This window comes from Pseudomonas helvetica (assembly GCF_039908645.1).
Classification (GTDB): Bacteria; Pseudomonadota; Gammaproteobacteria; order Pseudomonadales; family Pseudomonadaceae; genus Aquipseudomonas; species Aquipseudomonas helvetica.
Genome location: NZ_CP150917.1, coordinates 4,841,427 through 4,860,610 on the forward strand (window position 1 = coordinate 4,841,427; position 19,184 = coordinate 4,860,610).

Consider the following 19,184-nt stretch of genomic DNA (forward strand, 5'->3'; position numbering starts at 1 on the left):
GCGATCTTTTAGCGCCTTTAGTCATCAGCCGTCGGGTCGAGATCCGGGAACATCACCTCGGTAAACCCGAACTTGCGAAAGTCGGTGATCCGCGACGGGTACAACCGGCCGATCAGGTGATCGCATTCGTGCTGCACCACTCGGGCGTGAAACCCCGAGGCGATTCGCACAACCGGCTCGCCCTTGGGATCGAAGCCTTCATAACGAATGTGCTGATAACGCTCAACCGCCCCCCGCAGCCCCGGCACTGACAGGCAACCTTCGAAGCCCTCTTCCAGCGTCGGATCAAGCGGCGTAATCAACGGGTTGATCAAGATCGTCTGCGGTACGGCGTCAGCGTCCGGGTAACGTTCACTGTGCTCGAAGCCGAAGATCACCAGTTGCAGGTCGACGCCGATCTGCGGGGCAGCCAGGCCAACGCCACCGACACTTTCCATGGTCTGGAACATGTCATCGATCAACTGCCACAGTTCCGGGCTGTCGAACATTTCGGCCGGTACAGGCGGAGCGATACGCAGCAGGCGCTCATCGCCCATTTTCAGAATTTCACGGATCATCGTCAGGCTTCGTCAGTGGTTGGGTTGAGCGAGTGGTCCCGGCCCAGTCCCGAAACATGGTGTTTTTCGTCGTGTTCGCCGAAGTCCTTGGCACCGGGATGCTTGCCTTCGCTCGACATGTGATCGATCACCGCATTCATTTCCGCGCCGAGCAACAGCACCGCGGCGGAAATATAGAAGTACAGCAACAGCACGATGATCGCGCCGATACTGCCATACATGGCATTGTAGTTGGCGAAGGTCTTGACGTAATAACCAAAACCCAGCGAAGCGATGATCCACACCACCACCGCCAGCACCGAGCCCGGCGTGATAAAGCGGAACTTCTGCTTCACATCAGGCATCACGTAATAAATCAACGCAACCGCAACCATCAGCAAAATGACGATCACCGGCCAGCGCAGTATCGTCCACAGCGTGACGATGAACTCTTCCATGCCGATCTGCGACGCAATCCATTCCATCACCTGCGGGCCGAGCACCATCAAGGCGGCAGCGACCAGCAGCATGCCGGCGATACCCACGGTGTAGAAGACCGACAGCGGAAAGCGCTTCCAGATCGGCCGGCCTTCGACCACATCGTAGGCTGCGTTCATCGCGCTCATCATCAGCCGCACACCCGCCGAGGCGGTCCACAGGGCGATGACGATACCCACCGAGAGCAATCCACCCTTGGATTGCTGGAGCTGGTCAATCACCGGGTTCACTTGTTCCAGCGCTTGCGGCGGCAATACCAGCTCTGTCTGAAGGCGCAGCCAGGAAAAGAAATCCGGCAGGTGCAGGAAACCGATCAGGGCAATCAGGAACAGAATGAAGGGAAACAGCGAGAACAGCATCTGATAGGCCAGCGCCGAGGCATACGTCGACATCTCGTCATTAATAAACTCGGTGACGGTGCGCATCATCACGCGGTGCAAGGGCAAGCCTTTCAACTCGGGGAACATCATAGCGTCTCCTTTCGCCGCAAAAAGGTTGAAGTCGGGGGCGACTCAGGGGGCCGTTTTCTACATCAAAGTAACCTACTTGGCGACTTTGGAACAATTTCGGGGGGGATTCATAACAATAAGCCACAGAAAAACGGCCATCCTCGGATGGCCGTCACACTGCACTAAAACAGGTTATCGGGTCAGATTTTATCGATGGTTTTCTTGATCGCGTCTTTAGCCTTGCCGAGCGCTTGCTGGGCTTCGCCTTTCTTCTCCTGAAGCTTGCCTTCGGCTCGCAACTTGGGATTGTCGGTGGCTTTACCCACACCTTGCTTGACGTTGCCGACCGCTTCGTTGGCCAGGCCTTTAACTTTATCGCCAGTGCTGCTCATGGTATTTCTCCTGTGAACACTCAAAGGTCAGTGACTACGTAGAGGTTGACCTGAGGACGTTGCACAGAGTTTCATTTATTTACACCCGGTCATTTCATCAGCACATGCAGGTTGGGCTTTATGTTTGCGGGCTTTGCCCCGAGAATGCGCAACGTATTCAGGCCGTGGCGCTGAAGATCCAATCCCGTAGGAACGTTATGAAACTCGATAAAAAGCAGGCCATTGCCCGCAGAAACCAGGAACTCGGCGGTGCAGTGCTTGGCGTCAACAACTGCCATTTCACCGAATTGAACCGCAACCGCAATATCTGGTGGTTTGATATCCCGGTTGCGCGCCTGGCCATTGGTCAGTACGAATGGGTTCACCTGCTGATGTACACGCCGGCCACCGACGAACTGCTGCACCTGAAAGTGCCGACGGTGTTCCTGCGCGAGAAGCTCGAAGGCCTGGTGGTGCGCAATGAAGGCAAGCGCAAGGCGGCCCTGAGCCTGGAACTGAGCGCTGACAAGGACTCGTACCTTCAGGACATGCGCCCGGCCGGTACCAACGTCAACTTCGCGCAGTTCCGCCTCTAACAGCAAAAGATCTGAAGAAACAAAAAGCCCCGCAAATGCGGCAATGCTGTTCACTTAAGGAAGTCTGGAGGCCTGAGAAGTATCTGTGGCGAGGGAGCTTGCTCCCGCTGGACTGCGTAGCAGGCCCAATTCAGGGTCGCTTCGCGCCCCAACGGGGGCAAGCCCCCTCGCCACAAAAAACGATCCAGGTATCTGAAAAAAAGCCCCGCATCTGCGGGGCTTTTGTTTTAGGCGCTGACCTTCTTCAAGCCGAGTTTCTTCAGCTCTTCGTCGCGCAGTTCGCGACGCAGGATCTTGCCGACGTTGGTGGTCGGCAGCGCATCGCGGAACTCGATGGCTCTCGGCACTTTGTAGCCGGTGACGTTGGCACGCATGTGCGTCATCACCTGCTCTTTGGTCAGGGTTACCCCCGGTTTGGCGACGATGAAAATCTTGATCGCCTCGCCCGACTTCTCGTCCGGTACACCAATGGCTGCGCATTGCAGTACGCCCGGCAAGGTGGCCAGTACGTCTTCGAGCTCGTTCGGATAGACGTTGAAACCGGAGACCAGAATCATGTCTTTCTTGCGATCGACAATGCGCATGTAGCCGTCTGGCTGGATCAGCGCGATGTCACCGGTCTTCAACCAGCCTTCGCTGTCGAGGATTTCATCGGTGGCTTCCTGGCGCTGCCAGTAGCCTTTCATCACTTGCGGACCTTTCACGCACAGTTCGCCGATTTCGCCCAACGGCTGTTCAACCCCGGCGTCATCGATGACTTTGCACAGGGTCGACGGCACCGGAATACCGATCGTGCCTATCTGAATGTTCTGGTTTGGATTGACGGTGGCCACCGGGCTGGTTTCGGTCATGCCGTAACCTTCGCAGATGGCGCATCCGGTGACGGCTTTCCAGCGTTCGGCAGCGGCCAGTTGCAGGGCCATGCCACCGGACAAGGTGATTTTCAGGCCTGAGAAATCCAGTTTGCGGAACGCTTCGTTGTTGCACAGCGCCACGAACAAGGTGTTCAGGCCGACGAAACCACTGAACTTCCACTTCGACAGTTCCTTGACCATCGCCGGCAGGTCACGCGGGTTGCTGATCAGGATGTTGTGGTTGCCGATCAGCATCATCGCCATGCAATGAAAGGTGAAGGCATAGATGTGGTACAGCGGCAGCGGCGTGATGAGGATTTCGCAACCTTCATTCAGGTTGGAACCCATCAGCGCCCGGCACTGCATCATGTTCGCCACCAGGTTGCGGTGGGTCAGCATTGCACCCTTGGCCACGCCGGTGGTGCCGCCGGTGTATTGCAGCACGGCAACGTCGCTGCTGGCCGGGTTGGCTTCGGTTACGGGCTGGCCATGGCCTTTGCTCAACACGTCATTGAACTTGACGGCCTTGGGCAAGTGATAGGCCGGAACCATCTTCTTCACGTACTTGATGACGCTGTTGATCAGCAAGCGCTTGAGCGGTGGCAGCAGGTCGGCCACTTCGGTGACGATGACGTGCTTGACGCCTGTCTTGGGCACCACGGCCTCGGCCAGGTGCGCCATGTTCGCCAGGCACACCAGCGCTTTGGCGCCGGAGTCGTTGAATTGGTGTTCCATTTCCCGCGCGGTGTACAGCGGGTTGGTGTTGACCACGATCAAGCCAGCGCGGATGGCACCGAATACGGCGATCGGGTATTGCAACAGGTTTGGCAGTTGTACGGCAATTCGATCGCCCGGCTGCAAATCGGTATGCTGTTGCAGGTAAGCGGCAAAAGCACCGGACAATTCGTACAGCTCACCGTAGGTGAGTGTCTTGCCGAGGTTACTAAAGGCCGGTTTGTTGGCGAAGCGTTGGCAGGATTGCTTTAACACTGCCTGAATATTCGGATACTCGTCTGGATTGATCTCGGCAGCAATTCCAGCTGGGTACTTATCCTTCCAAAAGTCTTCGATCATGGAAGCCCACTCCTCAGCAACGCGAATTCTTCACCGCATTTTGCGATTATTATTGGTGTCTTTTTGTTGGTGAATCTGGCCTTTACCTAGGCCGAGAAGTCACAAAGCGCGCCGAGAGTAGCAGCTTTGCCAAGGCCCTACTAGAGCCAAAAGAAGCCCCTACAGTCACTTTAATGACTCAAGACCTGCAAATGGTCTGTTTTAGAGCAAAAAATCTATACCCCCTTGAAACGCCCTGAAATTGGCGTTTTACCCCGCTGAAAAGCATCGCGGGCAAGCCTTGCTCCTACGGATTTGTGTCGTGCCACAATTGGCTGATCGACACTAAACCTGTAGGAGCAAGGCTTGCCCGCGATCGTGCGAAGCGCGGCCTTTAACGATTACGCGATATCGCGCAGCTCCCGTCGCAGGATCTTGCCCACAGGCGTCATCGGCAGCGACTCGCGCAGCACGATGTGCTTGGGCACCTTGTAGGCGGTGAAGTTTTCCTTGCAGTAGGCCTTCAGCTCTTCAAGGCTGATCCCCGCTTCACGCGCTACCACGAAGAGCTTCACCGCTTCCCCGGAACGTTCGTCCGGCACACCGATCACCGCGCAGTTGGCGACTTTCGGGTGCGCCATGACCACATCCTCGATTTCGTTCGGGTAAACGTTGAAACCCGAAACGATGATCATGTCTTTCTTGCGATCGACAATCCGTACGAATCCGTCCGGGTCGATCACCGCGATGTCGCCGGACTTGAACCAGCCGTCGGCATCCAGCACTTCGGCGGTGGCTTCGGGTTTCTGCCAGTAGCCTTTCATGATTTGCGGGCCCTTGATGCACAGCTCGCCGCGCTCGCCCAGGGGCTGTTCGACACCGTCATCATTGATGACTTTTAACGTGGTACCCGGCACCGGCAGGCCGACCGTGCCGATACGCGACTTGTCGCCATACGGATTGGTGCAGGCCACTGGCGAGGTTTCGGTCAAGCCGTAGCCTTCGGTGATCCGGCAACCGGTTATCTGCTCCCAGCGTTCGGCGGTGGCCTTGACCAGTGCGGTGCCGCCGGAGTTGGTGAGTTTGAGGCTCGAGAAGTCCAGGGTCTTGAAGTCCGGATGATCCATCAACGCGACGAACAGCGTGTTGAGCCCCAGCAGCGCCGAGAACCGCCAGTTTTTCAGTTCTTTGATGAAACCGGCGATGTCCCGTGGATTGGTGATCAACACGTTGTGGTTGCCGGTCACCATCATGCACATGCAGTTCGCCGTGAAGGCATAGATGTGGTACAGCGGCAGCGGCGCGATCATCACTTCCTGACCTTCACGCAGCAGCGGTTTGCCATCGCTGCCGAACTGGCCAAGACAGGCGCGGGCCTGCTGCATGTTGGCGACCAGATTGCCGTGGGTCAGCATCGCACCCTTGGCCAGCCCGGTAGTGCCGCCGGTGTATTGCAGCACGGCGACATCATCGAGGCTGACGTTCAGCGGCTTGATGCTTTGACCTCGGCCCAGGCGCAGCGCGCTCTTGAAGGAAATCGCCTGCGGCAGGTCGTAGGTCGGGACCATCTTCTTGACCTTATCGACCACGGTGTTGATCAGCCAGCCCTTGGCGGTCGGCATCAGGTCGCCCATCTTCGCTTCGATCAGGTACTGAATCTCGGTGTCGGGCAGTACTTCCTGGACCTTCTGCCCGAACATGTTCAGGTACACCAGCGCCCGGGCACCGGAGTCCTTGAACTGGTGACGCATCTCACGCGCGGTGTACAGCGGGTTGGTGTTGACCACAATCAGCCCGGCTCGCAACGCACCGAACACGGCGATCGGGTAATGCAGGACATTGGGCATCTGCACCGCGATGCGATCACCGGGCAACAGGTCGGTCTGTGTTTGCAGGTAGCCAGCGAACGCCGCGCTATAGCGCTCAAGCTCGGCATAGGTGAGCGTCACACCCATGTTGCTGAACGCCGGACGGTCAGCGAATTTCTTGCAGGAACGCTCGAACACCTCGATCACCGACTTGTAGGCACCCGGTTCGATATCATTGGGTACGCCGGCCGGGCGTTTGTCATTCCAGAAATCAGGTTGCATTGTACTTGTCCTCTTTTTACCTGAGCGAATCCGGGCCGCTCTCTGTGACGCTGAAAAGCGGGGCTTCTGGGACACTAGCAGCTATGGTGATTCAGGCAAATATACGCACCAGCTTCATTGACAGTGTGAATCTTGCTGCTGAGGGACACCCACATCGCACGTCCTGCGGTTGATGAGCTATACAATGCAACGACGCCGCACCTAAACAAAACCGTGCAAAGGAATCGCCATGATCCACGACACTTTCTGGTTGACCGCGAGCGATCACAGTCGACTTTTCGTCAACCAGTGGTTGCCTGAAGGCCCGCTGAAGGCGGTGATTCTGCTGTCCCACGGTATGGCTGAACACAGCGGTCGTTATGCGCGGCTGGCGCAGGTTTTATGTGCCGAGGGTTACGGCGTCTATGCGCTGGACCAGCGCGGTCATGGCAAAACCGCCGAATACGGCCTGCTCGGGCATTTCGCCGATCAGGACGGCTGGTGCAAAGTGGTCGGTGATCTGGCCAGCCTCAATCAGCACATCGGTCAGCACCATCCGGGCGTACCGATCGTACTGCTCGGTCACAGCATGGGCAGCTACATCGCCCAGGCGTACTTGCTGCACCACAGCGCCAGCCTGCACGCTGCCGTGCTCAGTGGCTCGAACTTCCAGCCCGTCGCGCTCTACCGAGTAGCGCGCCTGATTGCGCGTTTCGAACGCTGGCGCCAGGGGCCTACCGGTCGCAGTGCACTGATCGAGTGGTTGTCGTTCGGTTCATTCAACAAGCCCTTCAAGCCTCATCGCACTCGATTCGACTGGCTCAGCCGCGACCCGGACGAAGTCGACAAGTACGTCCACGACCCGCTCTGCGGCTACCGTTGCACCAACCAGCTGTGGATCGACCTGCTCGGCGGCTTGCAGCAAATCAGCAAAGCGTCCAATCTCGCGGAGATCGATCCGGGCCTGCCGTTGCTGGTGATCGGTGGTGAATGTGATCCAGTGAGCGAAGGCAAACGTCTCAAGGCTCTGGCCGACGCACTGCGCGGCGCCGGCAACCAGTGCATGCAGCTGAATATCTACCCGCAAGCCCGGCACGAACTGTTCAACGAGAGCAACCGCGATGAAGTGACCGCGGACCTGCTCAAATGGCTGGCTGAGGCATTGAGCCATCGCCGGCCACCCCGAACCGAATAATGTTTGGTTATTACACTTAACTCGTCACAGGATTCAAGACACATGACCCAGGTTACCAATACCCCGTACGAAGCCCTCGAAGTCGGCCAGACCGCCAGCTACAGCAAGACCGTCGAGGAGCGTGACATTCAGCTGTTCGCAGCGATGTCCGGAGACCACAACCCGGTGCACCTGGACCCCGAGTTTGCGGCAGCGAGCATGTTCAAGGAGCGCATCGCCCACGGCATGTTCAGCGGTGCGCTGATCAGCGCCGCCGTCGCCTGCGAGCTGCCTGGGCCGGGGACTATCTATATCGGTCAGCAAATGAGCTTTCAGAAGCCGGTAAAAATCGGCGACACCCTGACCGTACGCCTGGAAATCCTCGAAAAACTGCCGAAGTTCCGCGTGCGCATCGCCACTCGGGTATTCAACCAGCGCGATGAACTGGTCGTGGACGGCGAGGCCGAAATCCTCGCACCGCGCAAGCAACAGACCGTGACCTTGCCGACACTGCCCGCGATCAGCATTGGCTGATGCCCATATATGATCGCTCCCACGCTCGCGTGGGAACGATCCTCTGAACCCGGCGTTTTTAACCGACTTACGACCGGGCACGAGCCTGATAACACAAGGCTTTGACCTGATCGTGGTTGCGTTGCGCCCCGTGATACTGACGTTCGACCAGATCACGAATCCCCAGCAGATTGTCTTCGTTGATCTTCTCGAGCGCTGCTTTGTAAGCCTTCAGGGCGTGGTCCTCACCACGCTTGGCTTCGTTGAGCACCACGTCTTCACTCTTTCCAGTGACCAATGATTTGACGCCGACCCAACGACGATGCCTATCACCGCCGACACGAGTCCTGGTCTCGGGATCGCCACCCATCGAACGCACGGTACGTTGAAGTTCGGCAGCGGCCGTGGCGCACTCGGCAGCGCGTTTGACAAACAGCGCCTTGAGTTCAGGATGCTTGATGTCCTGGGCACAGGTCTTGAAACCCTCCTGACCGTCCTTGCTGATCTCGATCAGGTCGTTCAGGACTGAAATCACTTCTCTATTGATGTCAGTCATTCTTCAATTCCTCGCAGACCAAGAGGGATACCTAAAACACTGCATCTCGTGTGCCAGCCCTCGAGTTGAAGTTTTTACGATAAATTTCAATACATTAACTTTTAAGCAAACATCTGCACCCGAGTTATTTGCATGATCTGTCAATTGGCCTGCATGCAGAATGCCTGTATTTTCCAGATTGTTTGAATCAAAACGAGCGATCGATGAATCCCGAAAAGCTTGAACTGCTGGTCACCCGCGAAATGCCCTTTGGCAAATACAAGGGGCGCATCATTGCCGACCTGCCCGGCCAATACCTGAACTGGTTCGCCCGCGAGGGTTTCCCCCACGGTGAACTGGGTGGCTTGCTGGCCCTGATGCAGGAAATCGATCACAACGGCCTGTCCGACTTGCTCGACCCGCTGCGCGCCAAACATGGCAAACCCAAACCACGCCACTGAACCACTGAACGAGTCGCCCCCATGCCCGAAAACACGCGCCGTGCCCTTGATGAAGCTTTTTGGCAGACGTTCGCCGACCGCTACGAAGTCCAGCCAGGCCCGATCAATCTGGAGAATGGTTACTTCGGCCGCATGTCGCGTACCGTGGTCGAGGAGTACCAGCGCAACATCGAGCTCATCAACCGCAGCAACTCGGTGCATGTGCGCCAGCGCTTCGAAAAACTCGAAAGCCTGGAAATACGCGGGCAACTGGCCGAGCTCTTGCAGGTGCCCGCCGAAGCGGTAGCCCTGACACGCAACGCCTCGGACGCACTGCAATCGCTGATTCGCAACTACAACGGCTTGCAACCGGGCGATCAGGTGCTGTTGTGCGACCTGGAATACGACACGGTCAAAAGTGCGATGCGCTGGCTAGCTCGCTATCGCGGTGTCGAAGTGATCGAGATCGAGCATGCTCATCCCGCCAGCTTCGAGACGTTGGTGGCGACCTACCGCGAGGCGTTCGTGCGTTATCCACGGCTCAAGCTGATGGCACTGACCCACGTCGCCCATCGCACCGGCCTGGTGATGCCGGTCAAGGCGATTGCCGCGGCGGCCAAAGAGCACGGAATCGACGTGATCCTCGACGGCGCCCACGCCCTCGGCCAGATCGAATTCAACCTCGATGACCTGGGCATCTCCTTTGCCGGCTACAACCTGCACAAATGGATCGGCGCACCGTTGACCCTGGGGTTCATCTACATCGCACCACAGCGTCTGGCCGATATTGATCCGGACATGGGCGAGTTTCACTTTCCGCCCACCGACATCCGCTCGCGCACGCCTTACAGCACGCCAAACATTCCGGCGTTACTGACCTTGCCGCTGGTGTTCGAAGAACATCGCTCCATCGGTGGCGCAGCCGCCAAGGGTGCACGGCTTAACTACCTGCGCAATTTGTGGGTCAAGGCTGTTCGCGATGTGCAGGGCATTGAAGTCATGACCCCGGATGATCCGCGCCTGTATTGCGGCATCACCTCGATGCGCTTCACCCGGCATGCCGACCAGCAAGCGATGGTCGAGCGCCTGCTCAATGACTACAACCTGTTCACCGTGGCCCGCAACGGTTCGGTGTGCGGCAGCTGTATTCGCATTACACCGGGCCTGACCAACACCTCACAGGAAATGCAGCTGCTGGCTCAGGCCCTGATCGAGCTGAGTTGAGGTGATGAACACCTAGGCTGGTGTTCACACGGTATAGATGTCGAAGTCTTCGGGTTTGATCTGCGCAGACATCGCACGCTTGTCGATCCCGATGGTCAACTGCCCGAAATAACCGTCTTCCCAGGAATCACGGGCAATGGTGTGGATTTTCAGGATCGAGTCTTCCCCATGCATTTGGGTAAAAAGCTCATCCTGATCGTTGCGCAACGGTGAGACGCCTCGCCCGGTATAGTCTTTGGCGCTCAGTACCGAACGCGATGTCACCTCGGGAAGGTACAGTTGACCGACCCAGGCAACATGCCGCGCCTCCAGGTGATTGCTGCCGGTTACGATTCGAACGGCAACGTGGATGTGCACGCTGCGCCCCGCATAAAACCCCGGATAAATCGTGGTAAACCTGACGGCGCCTTTGCGATCGGTGAATTGCCCACCGCGCAAATAAGTGTCGTCATCGGTACGTGGAACCGAGCCGATATCGCCGACATCGACCTCTTTATCCGGATTGATCTTGCTCCAGCCTGAATAGGCCCCTCGCGCATTGCATTGCCAGATATCCACCAGGGCATCCGTCACCGGTTCGCAGGTGCTGACGTCGACAAGGCTCAGTTTGAGCAGCAAGGGAATGCCACTGGCGCCTTCACTGATGTTCCTTCGGATCAACCTGGGGTTCCTGAAGTACGGGCCGGCAATCTGCTCGGGAGCCAATAAACAGACTGGCCCGGTTGCCTTGATTGTTGCGTGTTCTTCCATGAGTCGCTTCCTCCATAAGTTGCTCGAAGGATAAACAGATCTGCGGGGTGGGTTGCGGTAACTATGTATGCCGCTATAGGCGTTCCAACTCCCCGTAGCAGCTGTCGAGCCCGCGAGGCAGCGTTCGGCCGCGCAGCGGTCGTAAATTCAGGCGGCGCGTTCTTCCATGCAAACCGCATTCGCAGGATTTGCGAGGACTTCGCCCGAACGCGGTCCGCCTCTAACGCAGCCTCGCAGGCTCGACAGCTGCTACGGGGCAGCCACCTTTTCTACAGGCAAAAAAAACGGCGCACTGACCAAGTGCGCCGTAAAGCCGTAGAACACAACTACAACGATTCTGCGTAAAAAACAGCCGGTAAAACCAATCAGTCCAGCAGAGCCAGCGCCTCGGCGGTGCACTCCTGGATACGTGCCCAGTCGCCGTTCTTGATCCACTCCGGATCAAGCATCCAGCTACCGCCGACGCACATCACGTTTTTCAGTGCCATGTAACTCTTGATATTGGCCGGGCCAACACCGCCAGTCGGGCAGAAACGCACTTCGCCGAACGGGCCGCCAAGGGCCTTGATCGCCGCAACGCCACCGCTGACTTCCGCCGGGAACAGCTTGAAGCGGCGATAGCCCAAGGCGTAGCCCTCCATGATCCCGGAGGCGTTGCTGATGCCTGGCAACAGCGGAATCGGGCTGGCGACGCTGGCTTCCAACAGATCACGGGTAATGCCCGGGGTCACGATGAACTGCGAACCGGCAGCTTCAGCGGCGGCCAGCATGTTGCGATCGAGCACGGTGCCAGCACCGGTGACCAGCTCCGGACGCTGCTCACGCAGAACCTGGATGGCCTTGAGGCCGAACTGCGAACGCAGGGTCACTTCCAGGGCCGTCAACCCACCCGCGGCAAGGGCATCGGCCAGTGGCAGAATGTCTTGTTCGCGGGCAATGGTGATCACCGGCAGAATCCGCGCCTTGACGCAGAGGCTGTCGATCAGGGCAACTTTGTCCGCCATGGAAACGGTCGGTTGAGTGTTTGTCATAGCGGCTGATCCTTGGTTCATGGGCACCAGTAAATCTCTAACGTGGGTTTCAGAAACGCACGAATCGGCATTGCGGCAACATCGTCACCGGCCAGTGCGGCACTCAGGGTAGTCAACTTGGACTGACCGGAAATCGATAGCACGGTGAACTTTGCCGACGCCAGCAGCGCACGACTCATGGTCAGGCGCTGATGTGGCACCGTCGGCGCCAGCATCGGCCAGCAACGGCGCGTGCCGTCGGGCCGCAAGGCTTCGGCGAGGTTCGGGCTGTTGGGGAACAGCGAGGCGGTGTGACCGTCGTCGCCCATCCCCAGCACCAGCGCGTCGATTGCCGGCAACTCGGCGAGCAAGCGATCGGCCTGCTCGGCAGCCTGTTCAAGGTTGGCAGTGGCGCTGTAGAGGCTGAGGAACTTCGCCTTGGCCGCCGGGCCTTGCAACAAGTAACGCTTGAGCAGACCGGCATTGCTGTCGGCGTGCTCTACCGGTACCCAGCGCTCGTCGGCCAGGGTCACCACGACCTTGGACCAGTCCAGCGTCTGCTTGGCCAGATGCTGGAAAAACGCCACCGGGCTGCGTCCGCCGGAGACCACCAGCGTCGCGGCGCCTCGGGCATCGATAGCGTCGCTGAGTTGCTTGGCCACCTTCAGTGCCAGGCCTTCGGCCAGCAACACCGGGCTGCGAAACTCATGAGCGCTGACGCCCTTAGGCAGTTTGAATTCAGATATCGCCATACCACGACCTCCCGTCCCGCGTGATCAGTGCAATGGAACTCATCGGTCCCCAGGAGCCCGCCGCGTACGGCTTGGGCGCATCACCGGACTTCTTCCACCCGGCAATCAGCTGGTCACACCACTTCCACGCGGCTTCGATTTCATCTTTACGGACAAACAGGTTCTGATTGCCGCGCATCACTTCCAGCAACAACCGTTCGTAGGCATCGGGAATCCGCGCGCTGCGATAGGTATCGGAAAAATTCAGCTGCAACGGACCGCTGCGCAGCTGCATGCCCTTGTCCAGGCCCTGTTCTTTGGTCATCACGCGCAAGGAAATACCTTCGTCCGGTTGCAGGCGGATGATCAGCTTGTTGCTGATCTGCAAGCGCTGCTCGGGAGCGAAGATGTAGTGCGACGGTTCCTTGAAGTGGATGACGATCTGCGACAGTTTCTGCGGCATGCGTTTACCGGTACGCAGGTAAAACGGCACGCCCGCCCAACGCCAGTTGCGGATGTCGGCACGCAGGGCGACGAAGGTTTCGGTGTCGCTCTGGGTGTTGGAGTTTTCTTCCTCCAGGTAACCCGGTACCGACTTGCCTTCGCTGTGACCGGCTATGTACTGGCCGCGCACCACCTGGGTGGTCAGGCCTTCCGGACTGATCGGCGCCAGCGCCTTGAGCACTTTGACTTTCTCGTCACGGATGCTGTCGGCCGAAAGATCCGCTGGCGGGTCCATGGCGATCAGGCACAGCAACTGCAACAGGTGGTTCTGAATCATGTCGCGCAGTTGGCCGGCCTTGTCGAAGTAGCCCCAACGGCCCTCGATCCCGACTTTCTCGGCGACGGTGATTTCCACGTGGGAAATGTAGTTCTGGTTCCACTGGGTTTCGAACAGGCTGTTGGCGAAACGCAGGGCGATCAGGTTCTGGACCGTCTCTTTGCCCAGGTAGTGGTCGATACGGTAAGTGCGGTTTTCCGGGAAGTACCGCGCCACTGCGTCGTTGACCTTGCGCGACGACTCGAGGTCCGAACCGATTGGCTTTTCCAGCACCACACGGGTGTTTTCGGCCAGGCCGACCTTCGCCAGGTTCTCGCAAATCGCGCCGTACACCGCAGCGGGCGTCGCGAAGTAGGCAATCATCCGCTGCGTCGAACCGGCCAGCTCGGCCAAGGCGACGTAGTCGTCAGGCTGGAGGAAGTCGACATGCAGGTACGTCAGGCGTGCCAAGAAGCGCTCGACCACCGCTTCGTCGAGTTCCTTGGCATCAACGTAATGGCGCAGTTCACGGGCAATAAATGCCAGATGCTCTTGCTCGCTGCCTGGTTCACGGGCCAGTGCGATAATGCGCGTGTCCTCGTGCAGCAGGCCAGCGCCATCCAGTTGGTACAAAGCAGGAAACAGCTTGCGAAGGGCCAGATCGCCCAAGGCGCCGAACAAGGCAAAGGTGCACGGTTCAACCGTAATCGAAGGCATGATGTTTGTTCTTTTATCAAGTTAAGCTACAAATACCTTTTTTTAAGGCATCGCTCAAGGAAAAATGTAGTAATAACCACAACATTTTTCCAAAATACAGATTCCGAGTGGTGGTCGGTCGGGGCCATCAGTAGGATAGGCCACCATTATGGGCCGCTTCACAGGCCCAATCTGCATAGCCGACCTAAGGAACATAAATGGACCGCGTGCGAAATTTACTGGAACAAATCCAGAATCGCCTTGCAGACCTGAACAAGGCCGAACGCAAGGTCGCCGAAGTGATCCTGCTCAACCCGCAGCAGGCCACTCGCTTCAGTATTGCCGCCCTCGCCCAGGCCGCCTCGGTCAGCGAGCCGACGGTCAACCGTTTCTGCCGTTCGTTCGGTGTCAGCGGCTACCCGGAACTCAAACTGCAACTGGCCCAAAGCCTGGCCAGCGGCGCGGCCTATGTCAGCCGCGCCGTGGAAGCCGACGACAACCCTGAAGCCTACACCCAGAAAATCTTTGGCAGCGCCATCGCCTCACTGGACAGCGCCTGCCAGGCACTGGACCCGAACCTGATCAGCCGCGCCGTGGATTTGTTGATCCAGGCCCGGCAGATCCACTTCTTCGGCCTCGGTGCGTCAGCCCCGGTGGCGCTGGATGCGCAGCACAAGTTCTTCCGCTTCAACCTGGCGGTCACCGCCCATGCCGACGTGCTGATGCAGCGGATGATTGCCTCGGTGGCCCACACCGGCGAACTGTTCGTGATCATCTCCTACACCGGGCGTACCCGCGAACTGGTCGAGGTGGCGCGCATTGCCCGTGAGAACGGTGCCTCGGTGCTGGGTCTGACGGCCGAGGGTTCGCCACTGGCCAAGGCCAGCACCTTGAGCCTGAACATCCCACTGCCGGAAGACACCGACATCTACATGCCGATGACGTCGCGAATCATCCAGCTGACCGTGCTCGACGTGCTCGCCACCGGTATGACCCTGCGCCGCGGCGTCGACTTCCAGCCGCACCTGCGCAAGATCAAGGAAAGCCTCAACGCCAGCCGGTATCCGATCGGGGATGAGTTCAGCTGACGTCTGTCCAAGCCGAGTGCCCACTTGTGGCGAGGGGGCTTGCCCCCTCGCCACAGGGTTTGTGTGCCACCTCTACCCTCCCATCCGCGCCTGCAAACTCAAATGCGCCCGCTCCCCCGGTGCCAGGCTCAGGCTATCGGTGCCTCCGCAGGCTGCCTCTACACAGACAAACTCCGAGACCTCATTCCAGCTCACTCCCAGCAGCGGCCGTGACCCGGGATGCCAGACCACGGTGTCAGCGCTGTCACCGGTATCGATGCACAACTGGCGCTGCCAGGCGTGGTCCTTGAGCTGTAACTCGCCCTCATGCTGGAACACCCGCTGACAGCCACCTTCCACCCGCAACTCGCCCTTTTGCTCGCAGAACTCGCGCTTGAGCTGGTCATAACCTTGCGCGCCATCGAGTCCAGACAGCGCTATCTCAGCAACGTCGCCAATACGCCAATAGGCGTGCAATGCATGGCTCAACTGGCACGGCAGGCTGTCCTGATGCTCAGTGCTCAGGCGTAAATCCATACGCTCGCCCAAGTGCGCATGCAGGTCCACCTGCCAGTCACACAACTGCAATTGCCAATGCAGGCGCACGCCGTCGTCATCGGTGCTGCTGTCGATCAGCTTCCAGTCGATCAGCCGCGCCCAACCATGGGACGGCCAGGCATTTTCGCTGGGATGACGGCCAAACCACGGCCAGCACACCGGTACCCCACCGCGAATCGCGCCGACCTGCGGCCACTTCGCCGCGCACCAGAGCCAGGGCTTCTGGCCCGTGGGCTGGAAATGCAGCAACTGCGCGCCCTGACGACTGAACACCGCCTGACACAGCGGATGGTCGATCACCAGCACTTCACGCTGCTGATAGCGCTCCCAGGCAAACACCGGGCGCTCGCGCAGGGATTTGAAGAAGCGTTGTAGCGGATGCTCAAGCATGTGCCGCGGTCCTGAAAATCATGGATGTACTCATCACCATTGTCACAACAGCGCTTTTTTGTGGCGAGGGAGCTTACTCCCGCTGGGCTGCGAAGCGGCCCCAAAACCAGTCATCGCGCTGCTTCAGCTAAACCACATTTAGCGGATTTACGACTGCTGCGCCCAAGCGCGGACCGGCCGGCGGGAGCAAGCTCCCTCGCCACAGAAAACCGTCGTGTGCGCCGCCCCAAAAAAAAGCGGACAGCCTTGGCCGTCCGCAAAAATGCGCACATGGAGAGGAGCTTATCGCAGCTGCGTTAGAACACCGACTGAATTTTCAAACCGGCGACCAGCGCGTTGTCGACTTCATCAACACCGCCCGGGTGAGTGATGTATTGCAGGTTAGGACGCACCGTCAGCCAGTTGGTAACGTGGAAACCGTAGTTGATCTCGTAGTTGTACTCGGTGGAACGCAGTGGCGAGAACAGCGGATTGTCGTAGTCGCTGACACCATTGGCGGCGTTGACCAACTCGGCATTTTTCTTCACGTCATCGTTGACATGGATACGGGCAAAACCGATTCCGACGTCATCTTTTGGACGCGCATCGAATGGGCCCTTGTACACAAACATCAGCGACTGGTAGTTGTCGACGACGTTAGTGTCCTTGTCGTGGAACGTCGCGTTGGCCGCGACGTTCAGACCGCGAGAAGCATCACCGTTGTGGGTGGTGAGTTGTTGCTGCGCCACAAACCAGTAGCCGTGCTTGCTGTCGTGGCTACGGAAGGCCTTGCCTGTGGTCGCTGCATCATCGCCATTGTCGTCTTTACGGACGTCATTGGCGTCGGCAGTGCTCTTGTAGTAACCCACGCGGTATTCGCCCGGCAGGTTGTTGACCTTCGGCGACCAGACCAGTTCGACCGGCAAGACGGTGCCTTTGGTACCACTGCCACTGAGCTTGAAGCCGTTACCGTGTTCCAGTTGCGATGGGTTCTGGTTGTATGCGCCGATCTGCGCATAGAACTCAGGCGTGATGTTGTACTTCACGCGAACCGCCGCCTGCATGACTGGCCAGTTGAACCAGATACCGGTCGCCCAGTTACCCGCCTGGGAACCGCAGAACGCCAGGTTCTGGAACTCGCAAGGGAAGGTGTTGAAGTCTTCGCCTTCACCGAAGTAACCGGCTTTGACGTCCAGTTTACCGTCGAGGAACTGGTGCTGGACCCACAATTGGGTCAGACGGACCATATGGCCACGGCCGTAGACTTCCTGGGAGGAACTCAAGGTGCCGGCACGCGGGTCGCCGACACGGTCATTGGAAATGTTCTGACCGTTACGGTTGGTGAGCTGGATCTTGGCCTGGGTGTTGTCCCAGCCCCACAGTTTTTGCAGGTCCAGCGCCACGCCCAGACCAAACTGGTCGGCGTAACGTGCGGTCTTGTCGTGGTTGTAGCCGCCATGGAGGTTGGCGCCCACTTCACCGACGTAATCCGCCTTGATGTCGATACCTTGGTCGATCAGCTTGGTCCGCTCGCCCCCCCAGTCACCCGTCATCCACTTGGAGTCGGCGCTGAATGCATCAGCTGCGTGTACGTTACCGGCCATGGTCAGCACCGCAACAGCCGACAATTGGCAGATAAGCTGAGCGTTGTTCTTCTTTTTCATCCCTACATCCTCGTCTTTATTGTTATTAACTGTTTTTATCTAACGCGGTTTACAGCGGTTGCGACGGATGTCCCCATCCGCCGCGAATCCCCCACAACTTGATCTTCAGCGCCCTTTGAACTGAGCGACGTTGTCGCTGTGAGTCCCGGTTTTCGCTTGACCGGCCGTCCCCAGGCGTTCGCCCGTCTTGGCATCGAACAGCAGCACTTTCGATGGGTCGAATTGCAAGGTCAGGGTCTCGCCCACGGCCGGCGCAACATCCGGCGCCAGACGGCAGCAGACTTTGGTTTCGTTCAAATTGACGAACACCAACGTATCGGGACCGGTCGGCTCGGTAACCTGGACTTCGGCGCGAATGGTCGGCAAACCATTGGCCTCGCCGTTCGCCAAGACAATTTGCTCCGGGCGCATGCCGAGGATCACTTCGCGGTCCTCAAGACCGGCGTCCTGCATGCCCAGCGGCAGCTCGCAACGCGCCTGGCCGCTATCGAGCAACGCCAACAGACGGCCGTCCTTGCGCTGCAAACGCAGTGGGATGAAGTTCATTGGGGGCGAGCCGATGAAGCTGGCAACGAAGAGGTTGGCCGGATCGTTGTAGATCTGCTTCGGCGTGCCGAACTGCTGGATGATCCCGTCCTTCATCACCGCCACTTTGTCGCCCAGAGTCATGGCTTCGATCTGGTCGTGAGTCACGTAGACCGTGGTGGTTTTCAGGCGTTGGTGCATCAGTTTCATTTCGGTGCGCATCTCGACCCGCAGCTTGGCGTCGAGGTTGGACAACGGTTCGTCGAACAGATAAATCTTCGGCCGCCGCGCCAGCGCACGGCCCATGGCCACGCGCTGTTGCTGACCACCAGAGAGCTGGCCGGGCTTGCGGCTGAGCAGGTGTTCGATTTGCAGCAGCTTGGCGACCCGCGCCACTTCTTCGTCGATTTCAGCCGCCGGCATTTTGCGGATCTTCAGGCCGAAGGCGATGTTGTCGCGCACGCTCATGGTCGGGTACAGCGCGTAGGACTGGAACACCATGGCGATGTCGCGATCCTTGGGGCTCATGCCGCTGATGTCAGCGTCATCCACCAGAATCGCCCCGCCACTGATGTTTTCAAGGCCGGCGATGCAGTTCATCAAGGTCGACTTGCCGCAACCGGACGGGCCGACGAGGATCAGGAATTCACCGTCATCGATCTTCAGTTCGATGTTTTTCAGGGTGTCCGGCAAGCCGCTGCCGTAGGTTTTGTTGACGTTGCGTAATTCGAGAGTTGCCATG

At 58.5% G+C, this 19,184-nt stretch carries 19 protein-coding genes; 6 read left to right on the forward strand and 13 right to left on the reverse strand.

Features of this window, described 5'->3' with window-relative positions:
• Window positions 1–17: 17 nt before the first annotated feature.
• The 3 genes from def to AABM55_RS22540 all read right to left on the reverse strand — a co-directional run bounded on the left by def (window position 18) and on the right by AABM55_RS22540 (window position 1,875).
• Window positions 18–557, reverse strand: coding sequence for a peptide deformylase (gene def, locus AABM55_RS22530; protein ID WP_054593668.1), 540 nt, complete (start codon window positions 555–557; stop codon window positions 18–20).
• A 2-nt stretch (window positions 558–559) separates the two neighbouring features.
• Window positions 560–1,504, reverse strand: coding sequence for a YihY/virulence factor BrkB family protein (locus tag AABM55_RS22535; protein ID WP_347927811.1), 945 nt, complete (start codon window positions 1,502–1,504; stop codon window positions 560–562).
• A gap of 179 nt (window positions 1,505–1,683) precedes the next feature.
• The gene (locus AABM55_RS22540) at window positions 1,684–1,875 is read right to left on the reverse strand and encodes a CsbD family protein (RefSeq protein ID WP_054593670.1); all 192 of its coding nucleotides are present in this window, start codon (window positions 1,873–1,875) and stop codon (window positions 1,684–1,686) included.
• 197 nt (window positions 1,876–2,072) lie between these two features.
• On the opposite strand from AABM55_RS22540, the gene AABM55_RS22545 reads away from it, so the two are divergent.
• On the forward strand, window positions 2,073–2,450 hold the full coding sequence (locus AABM55_RS22545; protein WP_054593671.1) for a hypothetical protein: 378 nt from the start codon (window positions 2,073–2,075) through the stop codon (window positions 2,448–2,450).
• A gap of 227 nt (window positions 2,451–2,677) precedes the next feature.
• Here the strand turns inward: AABM55_RS22545 and fadD1 are convergent, their stop codons facing one another.
• A complete protein-coding gene (gene fadD1 / locus AABM55_RS22550) occupies window positions 2,678–4,378 on the reverse strand; it encodes a long-chain-fatty-acid--CoA ligase FadD1 (RefSeq protein WP_054593672.1) in 1,701 nt (566 codons plus the stop codon).
• Window positions 4,379–4,758: 380 nt separating this feature from the next.
• Window positions 4,759–6,447, reverse strand: a complete 1,689-nt coding sequence (gene fadD2, locus AABM55_RS22555; protein ID WP_347927812.1) for a long-chain-fatty-acid--CoA ligase FadD2 — start codon at window positions 6,445–6,447, stop codon at window positions 4,759–4,761.
• Window positions 6,448–6,676: 229 nt separating this feature from the next.
• Between fadD2 and AABM55_RS22560 the strand changes: the two genes are divergently transcribed.
• Window positions 6,677–7,621, forward strand: a complete 945-nt coding sequence (locus tag AABM55_RS22560) for an alpha/beta hydrolase (protein WP_054593674.1) — start codon at window positions 6,677–6,679, stop codon at window positions 7,619–7,621.
• A 42-nt stretch (window positions 7,622–7,663) separates the two neighbouring features.
• On the forward strand, window positions 7,664–8,134 hold the full coding sequence (locus tag AABM55_RS22565; protein WP_054593675.1) for a MaoC family dehydratase: 471 nt from the start codon (window positions 7,664–7,666) through the stop codon (window positions 8,132–8,134).
• A 67-nt stretch (window positions 8,135–8,201) separates the two neighbouring features.
• Here AABM55_RS22565 and AABM55_RS22570 read toward each other — a convergent pair whose 3' ends face one another.
• Entirely contained in the window at window positions 8,202–8,669 is a 468-nt protein-coding gene (locus AABM55_RS22570; protein WP_347927813.1) for a PA2169 family four-helix-bundle protein, read from the reverse strand.
• A gap of 203 nt (window positions 8,670–8,872) precedes the next feature.
• Between AABM55_RS22570 and AABM55_RS22575 the strand changes: the two genes are divergently transcribed.
• Both AABM55_RS22575 and AABM55_RS22580 read left to right on the forward strand, forming a co-directional pair.
• A complete protein-coding gene (locus tag AABM55_RS22575; RefSeq protein ID WP_019693207.1) occupies window positions 8,873–9,109 on the forward strand; it encodes a DUF3820 family protein in 237 nt (78 codons plus the stop codon).
• A gap of 21 nt (window positions 9,110–9,130) precedes the next feature.
• Window positions 9,131–10,312 carry an aminotransferase class V-fold PLP-dependent enzyme gene (locus tag AABM55_RS22580; RefSeq protein WP_347927814.1) on the forward strand — a complete coding sequence of 394 codons (1,182 nt, stop codon included), beginning with the start codon at window positions 9,131–9,133 and terminating at the stop codon, window positions 10,310–10,312.
• A 24-nt stretch (window positions 10,313–10,336) separates the two neighbouring features.
• Here AABM55_RS22580 and AABM55_RS22585 read toward each other — a convergent pair whose 3' ends face one another.
• The 4 genes from AABM55_RS22585 to zwf all read right to left on the reverse strand — a co-directional run bounded on the left by AABM55_RS22585 (window position 10,337) and on the right by zwf (window position 14,280).
• The gene (locus tag AABM55_RS22585) at window positions 10,337–11,062 is read right to left on the reverse strand and encodes an intradiol ring-cleavage dioxygenase (protein ID WP_347927815.1); all 726 of its coding nucleotides are present in this window, start codon (window positions 11,060–11,062) and stop codon (window positions 10,337–10,339) included.
• A gap of 365 nt (window positions 11,063–11,427) precedes the next feature.
• The gene (locus tag AABM55_RS22590) at window positions 11,428–12,093 is read right to left on the reverse strand and encodes a bifunctional 4-hydroxy-2-oxoglutarate aldolase/2-dehydro-3-deoxy-phosphogluconate aldolase (protein WP_024264889.1); all 666 of its coding nucleotides are present in this window, start codon (window positions 12,091–12,093) and stop codon (window positions 11,428–11,430) included.
• 17 nt (window positions 12,094–12,110) lie between these two features.
• The gene (pgl, locus tag AABM55_RS22595) at window positions 12,111–12,824 is read right to left on the reverse strand and encodes a 6-phosphogluconolactonase (protein ID WP_347927816.1); all 714 of its coding nucleotides are present in this window, start codon (window positions 12,822–12,824) and stop codon (window positions 12,111–12,113) included.
• The gene (zwf, locus tag AABM55_RS22600) at window positions 12,811–14,280 is read right to left on the reverse strand and encodes a glucose-6-phosphate dehydrogenase (RefSeq protein ID WP_054593680.1); all 1,470 of its coding nucleotides are present in this window, start codon (window positions 14,278–14,280) and stop codon (window positions 12,811–12,813) included. Before zwf ends, pgl begins: the two co-directional genes overlap by 14 nt.
• Before the next feature lie 206 nt (window positions 14,281–14,486).
• Between zwf and AABM55_RS22605 the strand changes: the two genes are divergently transcribed.
• Entirely contained in the window at window positions 14,487–15,347 is an 861-nt protein-coding gene (locus tag AABM55_RS22605) for a MurR/RpiR family transcriptional regulator (RefSeq protein ID WP_173859948.1), read from the forward strand.
• Between the two features lie 72 nt (window positions 15,348–15,419).
• On the opposite strand, the gene AABM55_RS22610 is transcribed toward AABM55_RS22605, so the two are convergent.
• The 3 genes from AABM55_RS22610 to AABM55_RS22620 all read right to left on the reverse strand — a co-directional run bounded on the left by AABM55_RS22610 (window position 15,420) and on the right by AABM55_RS22620 (window position 19,183).
• Window positions 15,420–16,274, reverse strand: a complete 855-nt coding sequence (locus AABM55_RS22610) for a D-hexose-6-phosphate mutarotase (RefSeq protein WP_054593681.1) — start codon at window positions 16,272–16,274, stop codon at window positions 15,420–15,422.
• 296 nt (window positions 16,275–16,570) lie between these two features.
• A complete protein-coding gene (locus AABM55_RS22615; protein ID WP_347927817.1) occupies window positions 16,571–17,917 on the reverse strand; it encodes a carbohydrate porin in 1,347 nt (448 codons plus the stop codon).
• Window positions 17,918–18,022: 105 nt separating this feature from the next.
• Window positions 18,023–19,183 carry an ABC transporter ATP-binding protein gene (locus AABM55_RS22620; protein WP_019693216.1) on the reverse strand — a complete coding sequence of 387 codons (1,161 nt, stop codon included), beginning with the start codon at window positions 19,181–19,183 and terminating at the stop codon, window positions 18,023–18,025.
• Window position 19,184: the final 1 nt, after the last annotated feature.

What these genes read in the sequence shown, in the direction of transcription:
- AABM55_RS22540 (WP_054593670.1), bottom strand. Translation starts at nt 1,875, where the DNA reads ATGAGCAGCACTGGCGATAAAGTTAAAGGCCTGGCCAACGAAGCGGTC.
- zwf (WP_054593680.1), bottom strand. Translation starts at nt 14,280, where the DNA reads ATGCCTTCGATTACGGTTGAACCGTGCACCTTTGCCTTGTTCGGCGCC.
- AABM55_RS22570 (WP_347927813.1), bottom strand. Translation starts at nt 8,669, where the DNA reads ATGACTGACATCAATAGAGAAGTGATTTCAGTCCTGAACGACCTGATC.
- def (WP_054593668.1), bottom strand. Translation starts at nt 557, where the DNA reads ATGATCCGTGAAATTCTGAAAATGGGCGATGAGCGCCTGCTGCGTATC.
- AABM55_RS22545 (WP_054593671.1), top strand. Translation starts at nt 2,073, where the DNA reads ATGAAACTCGATAAAAAGCAGGCCATTGCCCGCAGAAACCAGGAACTC.
- fadD2 (WP_347927812.1), bottom strand. Translation starts at nt 6,447, where the DNA reads ATGCAACCTGATTTCTGGAATGACAAACGCCCGGCCGGCGTACCCAAT.
- AABM55_RS22590 (WP_024264889.1), bottom strand. Translation starts at nt 12,093, where the DNA reads ATGACAAACACTCAACCGACCGTTTCCATGGCGGACAAAGTTGCCCTG.
- AABM55_RS22580 (WP_347927814.1), top strand. Translation starts at nt 9,131, where the DNA reads ATGCCCGAAAACACGCGCCGTGCCCTTGATGAAGCTTTTTGGCAGACG.
- AABM55_RS22610 (WP_054593681.1), bottom strand. Translation starts at nt 16,274, where the DNA reads ATGCTTGAGCATCCGCTACAACGCTTCTTCAAATCCCTGCGCGAGCGC.
- AABM55_RS22615 (WP_347927817.1), bottom strand. Translation starts at nt 17,917, where the DNA reads ATGAAAAAGAAGAACAACGCTCAGCTTATCTGCCAATTGTCGGCTGTT.
- AABM55_RS22585 (WP_347927815.1), bottom strand. Translation starts at nt 11,062, where the DNA reads ATGGAAGAACACGCAACAATCAAGGCAACCGGGCCAGTCTGTTTATTG.
- AABM55_RS22620 (WP_019693216.1), bottom strand. Translation starts at nt 19,183, where the DNA reads ATGGCAACTCTCGAATTACGCAACGTCAACAAAACCTACGGCAGCGGC.
- AABM55_RS22535 (WP_347927811.1), bottom strand. Translation starts at nt 1,504, where the DNA reads ATGATGTTCCCCGAGTTGAAAGGCTTGCCCTTGCACCGCGTGATGATG.
- fadD1 (WP_054593672.1), bottom strand. Translation starts at nt 4,378, where the DNA reads ATGATCGAAGACTTTTGGAAGGATAAGTACCCAGCTGGAATTGCTGCC.
- AABM55_RS22565 (WP_054593675.1), top strand. Translation starts at nt 7,664, where the DNA reads ATGACCCAGGTTACCAATACCCCGTACGAAGCCCTCGAAGTCGGCCAG.
- AABM55_RS22560 (WP_054593674.1), top strand. Translation starts at nt 6,677, where the DNA reads ATGATCCACGACACTTTCTGGTTGACCGCGAGCGATCACAGTCGACTT.
- AABM55_RS22575 (WP_019693207.1), top strand. Translation starts at nt 8,873, where the DNA reads ATGAATCCCGAAAAGCTTGAACTGCTGGTCACCCGCGAAATGCCCTTT.
- pgl (WP_347927816.1), bottom strand. Translation starts at nt 12,824, where the DNA reads ATGGCGATATCTGAATTCAAACTGCCTAAGGGCGTCAGCGCTCATGAG.